The following is a 15,085-nucleotide window of genomic DNA, read 5'->3' as shown; positions in this document are numbered from 1 at the left end:
AAAGAAAACGGAGAAACATTGTGTTTTTGTCCCAATTATGTAGTATTATTGTTCAAATGGATAAAAATAGGAAATCTTTAACAGAAAATAATACAATAGAGAGAGCCATCAGAGTAATTCTAAATAAAAAGCCCCGAAAGATTTCTCTTTCAGGGCCTTCTTTGGTTGGACTACCAAGATTCGAACTTGGACAAACAGAACCAAAACCTGTTGTGCTACCATTACACCATAGTCCAAACTTATGCGCTTTCTGTTAAAAAGCGGTGCAAAGATAGAAGTATGCCCCGAAATATCCAAATATTTCGGGGCATTTTTTCATATCTGTTATTAATTAACCGTTTATTTGGCAATAATCAGATAGTAATTCTTCTTCCCGCGCTGTACAAGCAGGTATTTTTCATCCAAAAGATCAGCAGAAGTAATCACTTGGTCAAAGGCTTCCAGCTTCTCTTTGTTAAGAGAAACACCACCACCCTGCACCAGTTTACGCATCTCACCTTTGGAAGCAAAGATAGCCGCGTTCTCAGTGAACAGATCGACTGCTTTCACTCCAGCCGCCACAGCATCCTTAGACACTTCGAACTGAGGCACACCTTCGAATACAGCCAACAGAGTATCTTCATCCAATTTCTTCAAAGCATCAGAAGTTGCATTACCGAATAATATATTGGATGCATCCACTGCTGCATTATAATCTTCTTCAGAATGAACCATAATAGTCACTTCTTTTGCCAGACGCTTCTGAAGAATACGCAGATGCGGTGCAGCTTCATGTTCTACTATCAGAGCATCTATTTCTTCTTTGCTCAAAGAAGTAAATATCTTAATGTAACGTGCAGCATCAGCATCGCTCACATTCAACCAGAATTGATAGAATTTATACGGAGAAGTATAGCGAGGATCAAGCCAGATATTACCGGACTCAGTCTTACCGAACTTACCGCCGTCAGCCTTCGTAATCAGAGGACTGGTCAGTGCAAATACCTCACCACCGTTTGTACGACGAATTAACTCGGCACCTGTTGTAATGTTACCCCATTGATCGGAACCGCCCATTTGCAGTTTGCAACCTTTGGTTTCATACAGATGCAGGAAGTCATAACCTTGTAATAACTGATAAGTAAACTCAGTGAAAGACAAACCGTCACGAGCTTCACCATTCAGGCGCTTCTTTACAGAATCTTTCGCCATCATATAGTTTACGGTGATATGCTTACCTACTTCGCGAGCAAAGTCAAGGAATGTGAAGTTCTTCATCCAGTCGTAGTTGTTCACCAGTTCTGCACGGTTGGGAGCATCTGATTCAAAATCCAGGAACTTGCCCAACTGCTTCTTCATACCATCCATATTGCGTTGCAGAATCTCTTCTGTGAGCAGATTGCGCTCTGCCGACTTGCCGGAAGGGTCACCAATCATACCTGTAGCACCACCAATCAATGCCATCGGCTTATGTCCGCAACGTTGGAAATGACGCAGTATCATTACACTGCAAAGGTGTCCAATGTGCAACGAGTCCGCCGTAGGGTCAAAACCTATGTATGCGGTCACTTGTTCCTTAGCCAGAAGTTCTTCCGTACCAGGCATCATATCGTGGAGCATGCCACGCCATTTCAATTCTTCTACAAAATTCATCGAATGATTAACTATTTAAATATTTGATATACTTTGTAATTGCAAAAGTACGACTCTTTATCTGAACTAACAACTCTTATCGCCTAAAAAAGATTTCCTCCACATTCTTCCGAACCGTTTCCCTGAGTTCCCCAGAGGGAATTTTACGAATCATAGCTGCTCGTTCATAAAGCGTATCAATAGAAGTCATGCTCTCATCCGTTTCCAAAAACAGCCTGTCAGATGGTACGATTCGCAATGCTTCTTCCTGATACCTTTCTCCGAAAGAAAGGTGAAAACCATGTCGGAGATATTCTTCTGCCAGCACTGCTTTTCCGCGAAATCCATGAATAATCCACGGTTTCACCGGACGTATCTTCTGCTTCAATTTTAAGAGTTCATCCACAGCCTTCACCAGATGAATAACCAGCGGCTTATCAGTTTCTTCAGCCAGCCGTGCCTGATATTCGAAAACTTCCCTCTGTAAAGGCAGAGAAGCATCAGCCAATTTATCCAATCCAGCTTCACCCATAGCCAAAACCTGAGGATGATACAATAGCTCCTCCAAGCATCTCTTTTTTTCAGCCAGAGATACAGTGGAAGAAGTTATATACCACGGATGTATTCCCACAGAATACCACCCTTCCAGTTGCGGAACAAATGTTTCGGGAAAGCAATTCACAATAGCTTCTCCAGGCACTTCCGGTTGGCAATGAGTGTGTATATCAGCAGGAATTATCATACAGTAAAGATATTATGTCTTTATGGAACAGGATCATATCCGGAACCTCCCCAGGGATGACAACGCAGTATACGCCTGATTGCCAAATACAATCCCTTAAAAGGACCATGTTTCTTGATCGCCTCAACGGCATATTGTGAACATGTGGGAGTGAAGCGGCACGAAGGAGAAGTCAGGGGTGAAATGCACTTCTGATAAAAATAAATAGGAAGCAACAGCAGGTATGAAAGCAGCTTTTTCATAAGGAGGCTACTTTCTCCGTGATACGAGCCAACGCAATCTTCATCCTTTCTTCAATTTCCATCGAGTCAGTCAACCGGTCGGAAAGATAAATGAAAGCCACAGCAAGTTGCTGCTCCTTATCCTGGAGCGCCTGCAATAGTCCGTGCTTGTTTTTCCGATACGCCTCACGTATCTGACGTTTCACACGGTTACGTTTCACCGCCCGTTTAAAACGGCGTTTTGATACACTGACCAGTATGGAAACAGGAGCCTCCAACTCCTCCACCGGCAGATATACCACACGCAAAGGGAAGACGGAAAACGAACGCGCACCGCCTGAAAACATCTTATCGATGACTTTCTTCTTATCCAGCCTTTCGGTCTTATGCAGGGTATTAAGCATTCTTAGCTACGAGTTACAGGCTAAGAGCTACAAGTAGCTCCGCAGTAAACAAGTTACGAGCTACAAGTTAAGCTATAAATGGCATGCTATTCCGCATGGCACTCGTAGCCTGTAGCTTGTAGCTCGTAACTCTAAATTTATTTTCCTTTATTGTTCTCTTTGATGAACATATCCAGCGCTGCCGTCATAGACGGAGCTTGTACGCTGGGAGCTTCCAGATCGAGACGGAGTCCGGCATCGCGTACAGCTTGTGCTGTAGTGGAACCAAAGGTACCAATCTTGATTTCCTTCTGTTGGAAGTCCGGGAAATTCTTCTTCAGAGAAGTTACTCCTGCAGGACTAAAGAATACAAGCATGTCATAATCAAATTCTTCTTCTGCAGTAAAGTCATTACTTACCGTACGATACATAACAGTTTCTGTATGCTGTATCTTGCTTTTTTCCAAGAGATTTTTGATCTCGTCTGTGTGCACATCAGACATCGGAACCAGATACTTCTCAGTTTTATGCTTGATGATAGAAGGCAACAAGTCTTCAAACTTTCCTGTATTACCAAAGAATATCTTACGCTTGCGGTATTGAATATACTTTTGGATATACAATGCAACAGCCTCTGTCACACAGAAATACTTCATAGTTTCCGGAATGGAAACGCGTAATTCTGTACACAGGTGAAAGAAGTGGTCGATGGCATGACGCGATGTAAAGATAACAGCGGTATGATCCAGGATTGACACTTTTTGCTGTCTGAATTCTTTAGCAGACAGACTTTCCACCTTGATAAACGGGCGAAAATCAATTTTCACGCCGTACTTCTGGGCGATGTCGTAGTAAGGAGATTTCTCTGATGCCGGTTTCGGCTGCGACACAAGTACTTTCTTAATTTTCAACGTCCTAAAAATTTATTATCAAATAATCATTTACTTGTAACACACCTCGATATACAATAAAACAAGGTATGATTTCAAGGGCACAAAAGTACAAAATTAAAAGCAAAACGCCATATAAATTGTTACAAAAAAGCTTTATCCACTTATAGAACATCAATATTTTAGTAAAAAACATCAGAAATAAACCAATTATCACAGTTGCAAGTAAACTCAAATCGAAGTAAACAAGGAATAAAGCAAACGGGAAAAGGGCAAATCCAAGGTAATAAAGCAGTGTAGAATAAGACTCCATCCAGAGGCTTGTACGGTTTCCGTCAAAAAAAATCCAACCCAGGAAAGAGTAAGTCACCCACTTCCAGAAAAGATAAAGTAAAGCTATCGCAAGATATACTCCAAGCAGGATATAAGGAGGAATGCGTTCTCCCAGTTCCGGACGGACATCTATAAGATAGTTGAAGGTACAGACAGCTCCCAGTACACAAGTCTGCAAGATCAACAGTAACATATAACGCATATCCGCTGCCGTGGTGGCTGCAAAGATACTGGTCCGCTCACGGTTGAGCAGAAAGTCTTTCATCAGTTGCACTAAGAACTTACGACTACGGGATAAGACATAGGCAGATATGAAAAAGCAGCACAACAGGAGTATAGTGATTCCGTCATCCAATTTAGGAGAATAGGGAATAGGCATTCCCTTGAATCCCGTAATCCATGTCAACAGTAGCCTGATCATATTGCCGCAAATTTACGTATGGAACTATCCCAGACAGGTATGGTATGAATCAGTTCGACAGCTTCCTGCGGTGTACTTGCCACATGCCAGATAGCACCGTGTTGCTCGCGCATAAAGTTCTCATCCATCGCATGCTGCAACATAGCCAAGAGAGGATCGAAAAAGTTGTTGGTGTTTAAGATAACAACAGGATTCAAGTAGAGACCCAGTTGTTTCCAAGTAATAATTTCCAGCAATTCTTCCAAAGTGCCGCATCCACCGGGCAGTGCGATGACCGCATCACTCAAATCCGCCATCTTTTGCTTGCGCTGATGCATGTTTTCTACTTCTATCATTTCCGTAAGCCCTTTGTGTTGCCAGCCCTGTTCCACCATAAAGTGAGGAATAACGCCGGTCACCTCTCCACCTGCCGCCAGTACTGCGTCGGCAGTAGCTCTCATCAGTCCGATGCCTCCCGCACCATTTATCAAACGGATGTGGCGCTGCCCCAACAAAGTACCCAATTCGCGGGCTGCTTCAAAATAAGCAGAAGCAATCTTGGTGCTCGAAGCACAATATACGCATACGGAAGTTATCTTATTCATGGAAAATTGCTATACCTTATATTATTAATGCGCACAAAGGTATGGATTTTCAACGATATCTTAAAAATATCACTAATTTTGTGAGCACAAAGCATTACTTTAATAAGAAACCGGAATTCTCAAAGTTCCAAAGAACAATAAACCGAGTTTACCATCACCTATAAAGACGATAGATAATTATGATTAAACAAGATTACCTGATACGAATGATTCAAGAAATCATTTCTTTGATTGTGAACGCCCTACTCAAAAAAAAGAAGTATCGTTGGAATGAATGGACTGAATATGACGGTCTGACCCGACAGATACTAGGCTTCCCTACTGATGAGTTGTTGAGCATGAATACACAAGAGTTAATAGACCGATATAAAGGCGATCCCAATGAAATGGGAAAAATAGAACTTGCCGCCATGACTATGCTGAAGATATCCGATGATATGGAAGCAGAGGACTTGCTACGGAAATCCAAGCTTCATCAGGATGGGCTTGAATTATTGAAGTATGTACAGAAAGAAAGCACCAGTTTCTCTATCCAGAGGGTGCAACTGATTAATATGCTGGAAACGTCGCAATTATTATAAATGCAAAACCTGATATACCCCTTTCTTTTTCCCCTAAAGTTTTAAGATTAATGTCATTATGCTATAAGCAAAACCTCGTTTTCCAGTTGAGGGCTGTATAGTCCACAGTTGCGGGATGCACACCCCCCATATGAAAAACATAGAGCCCGCAACTGTAGGACAAAGTTTTGCTATAGGCAAAAGAACAAAAACAATAAAGCAAAGCATGATTTTTATATGACCTTCTTCCGATCCTGCTTATTGTTCCTAAGTTTGGGGTGTAGGATAAAACTTGCCTACGCCATCCTACATCTTCTTCAAACCATATATTTATCTGACAATCAGATTAAAAAGATTATGATATAGGAAAGAAGAGGATTTTTCTTTCTATCCGGCAGACGAATCTTACCCTCCTAAAAAAATCCTCCCCGAAAGCAAAATAGTAATCCAGCACGAAGCATTAGCAGAGTAATTTTATGCTCAGTATCCACTTAAAATAGGAAGTTCACTGAGTTGTTAATTTTATATCTAAATTTTATTCTAATGCTTATGAAAAATGTATTAAAACTTATTTTTTCTTCTTTGTTAATGTTCCCATTCACTATGAATGCCCAACAGCAAGATTTTCCGGCAGGAACCACTCCCAATGAACATAACATCAATGGAGCTGATTATCCCCGTATAGGTGAAGACAGACGTGTACACTTCAGAATACACGCTCCCAATGCCCAGAAAGTAGAAATCAGTTTCCGAGGTGAAATGACTAAAGAGGCAGACGGATATTGGTCGCTCGTATCAAAAGAACCTGAAGTAATAGGCTTCCACTACTATCAGGTAATAATAGACGGAGTAAGTGCCGCCGATCCCAATGGTAAACCATTTTTCGGTATGGGCAAATGGGTAAGTGGTATTGAAATCCCGGAGAAAGGTGTGGACTACTATTCCATCAAGAACGTACCTCACGGACTGATCAGCCAAAGCTGGTACTACTCTGATATCCGCAAAGAATGGCGCAGATGTATCGTCTATACTCCGGCGGAATATGACAAGAACCCTACCAAGAAGTATCCGGTGCTCTATCTGCAACATGGTATGGGAGAAAACGAAACGAGTTGGGCAAACCAGGGCAAAATGAATTTTATTATGGATAACCTGATTGCTGAAGGTAAAGCCAAACCAATGATCGTAGTCATGGACAATGGAAATATTGAAGTATTCAAGACCAATTCGGGTGAGACTCCTGAGGATGCGAGAAAAAGATTTGGTGCAGAGTTTCCTGCTATTTTAGTGAATGAAATCATTCCTCATATCGAATCCAATTTCCGGACACTGACCGATAGGGATAATCGCGCCATGGCCGGACTTTCCTGGGGTGGACTTCTTACTTTCAACACCACCCTGAACAATCTGGATAAATTTGCTTATATCGGCGGATTTAGCGGAGCAGGCAGCATCGATCTGAAGCAACTTGATACCGTGTACGGCGGTGTATTCAAAAATCGTAAGGCATTCAACGACAAGGTACACGTCTTCTTCCTGGGCATCGGTTCGGAAGAACATCCGGAAAGGACCAAGAACCTCAGCGACGGCTTGCAGGCCGCAGGAATCAATACGATCTATTACGAATCGCCGGGCACTGCCCACGAGTTCCTCACCTGGCGCAGATGCCTGAAAGAATTTGCTCCCCTATTATTTAAAACGAAATAATGTATAATCCATAAAACAGACTATAACAAGATGAATATCTTCCATCTAAAATCATTCCTGGCGGCTTGTATCGCGGTTATGATGGGTATACATGGCTATGCTCAAGAGAGTGAAGCGTCCCCCCGGTTGTCAGACTACTTTTCTCCGGCAACCTCGAATACAATATCTCCGGACAATGAAGGCTTTATCCAGCGCTGGCTATTGCTGGAACCCATCGACAAGCCCAACCGTTCCAATACGGTATTTACCGACAGTTACATTCGCGAAGCATTTGCAACCGAGTATTTCTCCAATCAATTCACCGTCCTGCCCAAAGACGGGGATAAAGTGAAAGTAGGCAAACAGAAGCTGGCTTGGCATGCGTTGGACAGCAAACTGTTCAACGTGAAGCTCTTCCGTTTTGCCTCCGGCCTGAAGAAGCAAGTGTACGGAGTGCTGTTCTGGGTAGTCACAGTCATCGAATGTCCCGAAGACATGGAAAACATCCGGATGTCAGTAGGTTCCAACTCCGCATCCATGTGGTGGCTGAACGGTGAGGAAGCCGTAATCCTTTCGGGCGACCGGCGTATGGTCAAAGATGACTGCCTCTCACGCCGGCTGACCTTAAAGAAGGGCAAGAACATCATTCGCGGAGCCGTCATCAACGGTCCCGGAATGAGCGATTTCTGCGTTCGCTTCCTCAATGAGAATGGAACACCCGTTAAAAACATTACTATCAGCCATAAATGATCATGAAAACAAAAGCTATACTTCTGGGCACGGCAGCCCTGATGTTTACATTGACATCTGAAAAAGCAATTGCACAAATCGGCACTCCATACATCCACGATCCGTCCACTATCATGGAGTGTGATGGTAAATATTATACTTTCGGCACAGGCGGAGGCGGATTGATATCTGAAGACGGCTGGACATGGAACGGCGGCGGAGTAAGACCCGGCGGAGGCGCCGCGCCCGATGCCGTGAAAATCGGCGACCGCTACCTGGTTGCTTACAGTGCCACGGGAGGAGGCCTCGGCGGAGGACACAGCGGCAAAGTATTGACCATGTGGAATAAAACCTTGGACCCCAATTCTCCTGATTTCAAATATACGGAACCCATAGAAGTGGCCTCCTCCGCGTATGATGAAGATTGCGATGCCATCGACGCCGGGCTTCTGCTCGACCCGACAGACGGACGCTTGTGGTTGTCTTACGGCACGTACTTCGGCTTTATCAGGCTTGTGGAACTCGACCCCACAACCGGCAAACGGATGGAGGGCAACAAAGAAATAGACATCGCCATCGACTGCGAAGCAACCGACCTGATCTATCGTGACGGCTGGTATTACCTCTTAGGGACGCATGGCACCTGCTGCGATGGCCCCAACTCTACCTACAACATCGTAGTCGGCCGCTCGCGCAAAGTGACGGGGCCGTATGTCGACAATATGGGACGGAAAATGCTGGAAGGCGGCGGCAAAATGGTGATTGCCGCAGGCAACCGCCAAACCGGCCCGGGACACTTCGGGCTTTTCAAGGTGGCCGACGGAGTGGAGAAGATGTCATGCCACTTTGAAGCCGATTTCGACCGGGGTGGACGCAGTGTGCTGGGCATACGCCCGCTTTTATGGAAGAATGGCTGGCCCGTTGCCGGTGAAGTATTCAAAGAGGGAACGTATGAGATTGAATCCGAGCGTAGAGGGTATGCCCTTGAACTTGCCGTCGATTTTGTACGTATGGAATATACCAGACACCGCTTCTGGGAAAAAGACGACACGCCCGTCGTACCCTTGAAACCGCAAACATTGGAAGACGTGATCGGAACTTGGCCACAAGGAAAAATCAACGTAAGAATCAGTGATTATATGTTCCGTCCTCATCAGAAGTGGACCATTACTGCCGTGCCCGATGGGGGCGGATACCTGGGCGGCCCTTATTACAAGATTGTGATTGAAGGAACCAATCGTGCACTGGCCGCTACAGCAGGTGCGGAAATCGTGACTGTTCCTGAATTCACAGGAGCCCCCGAACAACTGTGGCGAATCGACCAGTTGACAGACGGCACCTACCGAATCATGCCCAAAAAAGTGCCGGGAACAGACAAGGAACTGGTTCTGGTGTCCGTAGGCGACAGCACTCCATCTCTCGGCATATTCGATATGAACAGTGACAATTCCAAATGGAATTTCCGCGACCATTAGCAACAGGCTCATTCCCCTAAAGTGCTATTGCCGGGCAATCGCACTCAAACGTGACGAACCGGTTCAGACAGCTCCATTTGAATCAACAATGCAAATCAACAGTTGGCTTGCCGATGCGGAATGAATGGCTTTTTCCCTGTGCCCCCAAAAGGGCCAAAGCCGGAGTTGGGCAATAACCGAACCGTACCAACTCCGTATCATCTTCGGTCAGAGGTACCCCTGTCTGGGGATGATACGGAGCAAACAGGGGGTTGCCTCCTCTCTGGTATGGCTCCGGCAGAATGCCGGACAGCCCCCCTGATTCCGCCAACAGGCCTCAAAAAATTAAATAATTAAAAGCTATGAAATGTATGTATGATGACGGTTAGAAAGCTATTGTAGCAATAGCTAATGACAAAAGAAAAAATGTGATTATTAACTCTTAAACTAATTATGATGAAAAATGTAGTCAAAAAAAATCAGAAGATTCCTTTTCTGTTTATGCTTATGCTTTTGGCATGTATGTCAGCATCGGCGCAATTTCAAGTCAAGGGTACTGTTGTCTCGGCCAATGATTCTGAGCCGATGATTGGGGTGACTATTCTAGAGAATGGAACCCATAACGGTTGTATTACCGACCTCAATGGTAATTATTCTATATCAGTTGAAAGTAGTAATGCTACCCTTGAAGTATCTTTTATAGGGTACAAGTCACAGACTGTAAAAGTGAGTGGTCGTAACGTAATCAACTTCCGTCTGGAAGAAGACACCGAAGTACTTGACGAAGTAGTGGTTGTAGGTTATGGCGTGCAACGCAAGAGTGACCTTACCGGTTCGGTAGCTTCAGTAAAGGCCGATGAGCTGAAAGGTTTGTCTACTACCGATGCTGCCGCTGCTTTGCAAGGTAAGGCATCGGGTGTACAAATTCTGAATGGTTCCGGTAAACCGGGTCAAGGCGCATCAATCCGCGTTCGTGGTTATTCTTCAAACTCAAACAACATCGGTCCTTTGTTGATTGTTGATGGTTTGCAAGTCAGCTCTATCCAATACCTCGATCCTTCTATGATTGAATCAATGGAAGTATTGAAGGATGCTGCTTCGGCTGCTATCTATGGCGCTGAAGCCGGTAACGGTGTTGTTCTTATCACTACTAAATCGGGTAAAAAAGGACGAAGTTCTATTACTTATAGCGGCAAGTGGACTAACCAATCACTCGGTGACGTGCCCAGTCTTCTTAACGCTACTCAATTCAAGGACTGGATGACTATGCAGCTTGGCGCTGAATCTGTGAATGCCGCTTTGGCTGATGCTCAAACTCAATACGGATGGGATCCTAATACCAATACAGACTGGTTGAAGGCTTATTTCGAAGATACTTGGGCTCAACAACACACCCTTACTTTAGAAGGTGGCAACGACCGCGGTTCATATTTCTTAAGTGTGAACCATGTGAACCAAGACGGTATCGTTAAGGGTAGCAAAGATAAGTACGAACGTCTTACTGCTCAAATCAATGCCGATTATATGATTAAGGATTGGTTGAAAGTAGGTACCAACACCTCTATTGAGAAATGGAGTACTCGTGGTATATCCGAACAAGGTTATGGTTCTTCCTTCGAGATGCTTCTTTTGATTGACCCGCTGACTCCGCTCTACTGGACAAAACCGGAACAAATGTTGGGTGAATATCGTGACTACTACAATAAAATTCAAGCAGGTGATTCTAACTACACTCTCTTTGGTGATGAAAACGGCTATTATGCTACTTCCTACTTCAACCAACGTCTTGCCGGTGGCAACCCCTTCTCGCAACGCGACCGTTCAGAATCACGCAACAGTGGCGTAAACGTTAATGGTACCGCTTACATGAACGTTACTCCTGTCAAGCAAGTGACTTTCACTTCTCGTTTGGGTTATCGTATCTCCTTCAACAACGAATCTGACTATCAATACCCCTACTACCTCAATGGTCAAACCAAAGGTGACAACTACATTATCTCTGGCGCTAGTAGAAATTCTACTTGGTATCAATGGGAAAACTTCGCCAACTATAACGATATCTTCGCCGGCAAACACGCTGTAGGTGCCATGGCCGGTATGTCATATCGCCAAAGCGATTCAAATTTTGTCAGCGCCAATGCTTCCGGTTCGGACATCCTTAAAGCTTATTCTTCTAACTTCATCTACCTCGATTGTGTAAATGCTAATGAAGGAACAACGAAGAACATCGGCGGCATAAAGGGCACTACTCGAGCACTCTCTTACTTCGGCCGTGTAACTTATAGCTACGACAACCGCTATAGCGTTCAGGCTAACTTCCGTGCCGATGCATTCGACTCTTCTAAACTTTCGAAAGACAACCGTTGGGGTAAGTTCTTCTCTGCATCTGCAGGCTGGACATTCTCAAACGAAAGCTTCTTCAAAGATAACGTCAATCCAAGCATCATGTCATACGGTAAGCTCCGTGCATCTTGGGGACAGAATGGTAACGTAAACGTATTGAGTAACTATGCATATACAGCCGGTATTAGTACGAATTCACAATTCTATAACTATGGTTCAACAAGTGCCGTTACTTTTGGTTCAATGCCTAACGGTATTGCCAACCCTAACCTGACTTGGGAAACTTCAGAACAAATCGACTTGGGTGCTGACTTCCGTTTCTTAAACGACAGATTGAGCGTTGGTCTCGACTATTACAAGAAGTATACCAGGGACTTGCTTGTAAGTGCTCCCACTATGCCTGAATCAGGTGTTTCTTCTATGACAATGAACGCCGGTAAAGTTGAAAACAGCGGTTTCGAAGTAGAACTTAGCTGGAAAGACCATATCGGTGACCTCAAATATGGCATATCTGCTAACATGGCCACACTTCACAATGAAGTGACTTACCTCGATCCATCTATCGAACGTATTTCCGGCGCAACTGTTGAAGGTGCATCTCCCGAAGTTGTTCGTTGCTACTTCGAGCAAGGCGAACCCATATGGTACATGCGCGGTTTTAAGTATGCGGGCCGTGCTGCTGACGGTACTGCACAATATTACACCAAAGATGGCGAATTGACCAACGACCCACAAGCTGATGACATGACCAACATCGGTTCCGGTCTCCCTACTTTGACTTACGGTATTACCTTGAATGCTGAATACAAGGGGTTCGACTTCACTTTGTTCGGTACCGGTGCTGCCGGTAACGATGTCTACTACGGTCTCTATCGTTCAGGCTACAACAACTTATCAGAAGGTATTTATAAAGACTTCAAGTCTGGCAAACTTCCTGACGCAGCTTCTGTAACAGGTAGCGGTACATTCTGGCGTTCATCTGCCATGGTTTACGATGGCTCGTTCTTCAAGATTAAGCAAATTCAACTTGGTTACACATTGCCTAAGAGGATCACCAATAAAGTATTCATCGACAACGCACGTTTTTACGTATCATTGGACGACTTCTTCACATTCACCAAGTATCCGGGTCTCGACCCTGAAACCTGTACAAATGAATACAACTGTCCGGGTCTCGACAAGGGTGCATATCCTATCATGAAAAAGATGGTATTTGGCGTAAGTGTTACATTCTAATTATAATTAATCGAAAGAGATATGAAAAAAATATTTTTATCAATCGCTTTGCTTTCAAATATGATGTTTACTGCGTGTGAAGACATGCTTGATGTGGAACAGAAAGCAACCAGCAGTACAGCTAACTTCTACAAGACTGATGCGGATGCCGAATCCGCGTTGACAGCCATGTATGCTACTTATATCGGAGAAATCGGTGCTACTGAAGGTATCTGGAATGCATATATCATGGGTCTTAACTACTCTGCCGACGACGTGTTTGCAGCCGGTGGTAACATTGACGACCATGCAGATTTCCGTAGACTTAATGAGTTCCGTTATGATCCCAGCTATGCCCCTATCAGTACGCTTTATAATCACATCTATAAGGCAATCTATTCTGCCAACTTGATAATTCACTATTTTGGTGAAACAGCTGATACTCCTGTTAAGAAACAAGCTGTTGCCGAAGCTAAGGTGATGCGTGCATGGGCACACATGCTGGCTGCACAGGTGTATTATCAGCCCCCTTTGATTGATCACCTCATCACCGATGAAAAACCGGTGAATGCAGAGTCACAAAAGGCTATCTTTGATTGGTGCGTGAAAGAATGTGAAGAGGCTCTTTCTGACTTGCCCGAACGTAAAGGTAAGAATGATCAAGAAGGTGCTTGGGTTGTAACTCAAGGTTTCGCTCGATTCGTAGCCGGTAAGTCTGCTCTTTTTGCAGGTGACAATGCCAAGGTGATTAGCGTAATGAAACCCCTTGTAGAGTCTCAAAACTACGACCTCGTTCCGGGTGAACGTTTCCGTGACTTGTTCCACGTAGAAGGTGATGGTTGTGAAGAAAAGATTTTCGAATTCAACTATGTTACTAATACAGCGGCCGCAGGTGGTACAGAAGGATGGAGAGGTGGTAATAATCGTGGCCGTTGGATGGTGGCCAACGTACTCAACTGGCGTGGTGATGATATTAAAGGTGGTGGTACGAGTCCACTTATTTGCTCAACCGGTGGTTGGGGTGGTGGCTCTATCAATCATGAGTTTGCTCACAAAATGCTGGCAAACGATGGTGACAGCTATCGTCGTAAAGCTACTTTCTTGACTTCTGACGAATTCTTTTACGATGAAAAACTCTGCGGTTGGAAAAGCGATGCTACTTGCACTACTCGCGCAGATAAAGAATTTGACGAAAACCGTGGTATCACCAATACTTATGGTTCATTCTCTCGTAGTGACGTGATGGAAGTGAAGATGATGATGCATCCTAACGACGCTAACCTCTCTGTAGGTGACAACTGTAACAATACAAACCTCTGCATTGCCCGTTTGGGTGAAGCTTATCTGATTTATGCAGAAGCTTGTTTATCAAGTCAGCCGGATGAAGCTAAGAAGTATATCAACAAGATTCAGCAACGCGCAGGTTCAGCAACCGTATCTGCCACTGTTGACCTCGAAGTGCTTCAAAACGAAAAGCAATATGAACTTTGGTTCGAAGGCTGCCGTTGGTTCGACATCGTTCGTTGGGGTATTGCCAAGCAGTGCTACGACAAGGTGCTTGATAACGTTCCTTATCAAACTGACGAATATTGGACTTCCGGTGGCAGTAGACCTCACAAGCTTGTGTATGACATACGTCACCCCTATGCCGAAGCTAACATTACACTTAAATTCGTTGAGGGCAAGAACGAATACTGGCCACTTCCACAAAATATAATCGAAATCAACGACCAAATACATCAGGTACGCGGTTGGGCAAATTAATAAAAATGATATTCATTATTTCAATAGGACGATAGATATTATAGGTAAAGTTCATGAGGGCCATACTGAAAGAAATATTAGTATGGCCTTTTTGTCGTTATGAGTAGACCATCAATATATCCGCTTTTCAGCCCTCACATCCTTCACCT

General features: G+C 44.3%; 14 protein-coding genes and 1 tRNA gene. 6 read left to right on the top strand and 9 right to left on the bottom strand.

The window, feature by feature from the left end; translation table 11 throughout:
- Window positions 1-162: 162 nt before the first annotated feature.
- From BWI44_RS16255 to BWI44_RS16220, 8 genes are all read right to left on the bottom strand, one after another.
- Window positions 163-236: transfer RNA gene (locus BWI44_RS16255), tRNA-Gln, on the bottom strand.
- Between the two features lie 103 nt (window positions 237-339).
- Entirely contained in the window at window positions 340-1,632 is a 1,293-nt protein-coding gene (tyrS, locus tag BWI44_RS16250) for a tyrosine--tRNA ligase (RefSeq protein ID WP_007660984.1), read from the bottom strand.
- A gap of 76 nt (window positions 1,633-1,708) precedes the next feature.
- Window positions 1,709-2,353 carry a TatD family hydrolase gene (locus tag BWI44_RS16245; protein WP_007660985.1) on the bottom strand — a complete coding sequence of 215 codons (645 nt, stop codon included), beginning with the start codon at window positions 2,351-2,353 and terminating at the stop codon, window positions 1,709-1,711.
- A 20-nt stretch (window positions 2,354-2,373) separates the two neighbouring features.
- Window positions 2,374-2,595, bottom strand: a complete 222-nt coding sequence (gene yidD / locus BWI44_RS16240; RefSeq protein ID WP_007219099.1) for a membrane protein insertion efficiency factor YidD — start codon at window positions 2,593-2,595, stop codon at window positions 2,374-2,376.
- On the bottom strand, window positions 2,592-2,978 hold the full coding sequence (gene rnpA / locus BWI44_RS16235) for a ribonuclease P protein component (RefSeq protein ID WP_007660986.1): 387 nt from the start codon (window positions 2,976-2,978) through the stop codon (window positions 2,592-2,594). The genes yidD and rnpA overlap by 4 nt, the downstream gene beginning before the upstream one ends.
- Window positions 2,979-3,115: 137 nt before the next feature.
- On the bottom strand, window positions 3,116-3,868 hold the full coding sequence (locus tag BWI44_RS16230) for a uroporphyrinogen-III synthase (protein ID WP_007660987.1): 753 nt from the start codon (window positions 3,866-3,868) through the stop codon (window positions 3,116-3,118).
- Window positions 3,869-3,872: 4 nt separating this feature from the next.
- Window positions 3,873-4,601: a DUF4271 domain-containing protein gene (locus BWI44_RS16225; RefSeq protein ID WP_115503652.1), complete on the bottom strand. Its 729-nt coding sequence runs from the start codon at window positions 4,599-4,601 to the stop codon at window positions 3,873-3,875.
- Window positions 4,598-5,185 carry an LOG family protein gene (locus tag BWI44_RS16220; RefSeq protein WP_007660989.1) on the bottom strand — a complete coding sequence of 196 codons (588 nt, stop codon included), beginning with the start codon at window positions 5,183-5,185 and terminating at the stop codon, window positions 4,598-4,600. The genes BWI44_RS16225 and BWI44_RS16220 overlap by 4 nt, the downstream gene beginning before the upstream one ends.
- Window positions 5,186-5,364: 179 nt before the next feature.
- Between BWI44_RS16220 and BWI44_RS16215 the strand changes: the two genes are divergently transcribed.
- From BWI44_RS16215 to BWI44_RS16200, 4 genes are all read left to right on the top strand, one after another.
- Complete coding sequence (locus tag BWI44_RS16215; RefSeq protein WP_007660990.1) at window positions 5,365-5,766, top strand: hypothetical protein; 402 nt, start codon at window positions 5,365-5,367, stop codon at window positions 5,764-5,766.
- A 528-nt stretch (window positions 5,767-6,294) separates the two neighbouring features.
- On the top strand, window positions 6,295-7,452 hold the full coding sequence (locus BWI44_RS16210) for an alpha/beta hydrolase-fold protein (RefSeq protein WP_044154864.1): 1,158 nt from the start codon (window positions 6,295-6,297) through the stop codon (window positions 7,450-7,452).
- A gap of 30 nt (window positions 7,453-7,482) precedes the next feature.
- A complete protein-coding gene (locus BWI44_RS16205) occupies window positions 7,483-8,181 on the top strand; it encodes a hypothetical protein (RefSeq protein WP_007660994.1) in 699 nt (232 codons plus the stop codon).
- A gap of 2 nt (window positions 8,182-8,183) precedes the next feature.
- Window positions 8,184-9,635: a family 43 glycosylhydrolase gene (locus BWI44_RS16200; protein WP_195208671.1), complete on the top strand. Its 1,452-nt coding sequence runs from the start codon at window positions 8,184-8,186 to the stop codon at window positions 9,633-9,635.
- Window positions 9,636-9,717: 82 nt separating this feature from the next.
- Here BWI44_RS16200 and BWI44_RS16195 read toward each other — a convergent pair whose 3' ends face one another.
- Window positions 9,718-9,945: a hypothetical protein gene (locus BWI44_RS16195; protein ID WP_115503658.1), complete on the bottom strand. Its 228-nt coding sequence runs from the start codon at window positions 9,943-9,945 to the stop codon at window positions 9,718-9,720.
- Between the two features lie 122 nt (window positions 9,946-10,067).
- Here BWI44_RS16195 and BWI44_RS16190 point away from each other — a divergent pair, with 122 nt between their 5' ends.
- On the top strand, window positions 10,068-13,193 hold the full coding sequence (locus BWI44_RS16190) for a SusC/RagA family TonB-linked outer membrane protein (RefSeq protein ID WP_286815060.1): 3,126 nt from the start codon (window positions 10,068-10,070) through the stop codon (window positions 13,191-13,193).
- A 21-nt stretch (window positions 13,194-13,214) separates the two neighbouring features.
- On the top strand, window positions 13,215-14,936 hold the full coding sequence (locus tag BWI44_RS16185; protein WP_117706179.1) for a RagB/SusD family nutrient uptake outer membrane protein: 1,722 nt from the start codon (window positions 13,215-13,217) through the stop codon (window positions 14,934-14,936).
- Window positions 14,937-15,085: the final 149 nt, after the last annotated feature.

Source organism: Bacteroides sp. Phil13, assembly GCF_001940965.1.
Lineage (GTDB): Bacteria > Bacteroidota > Bacteroidia > Bacteroidales > Bacteroidaceae > Bacteroides > Bacteroides intestinalis.
This window is presented reverse-complemented; position numbering and strand designations above follow the sequence as displayed.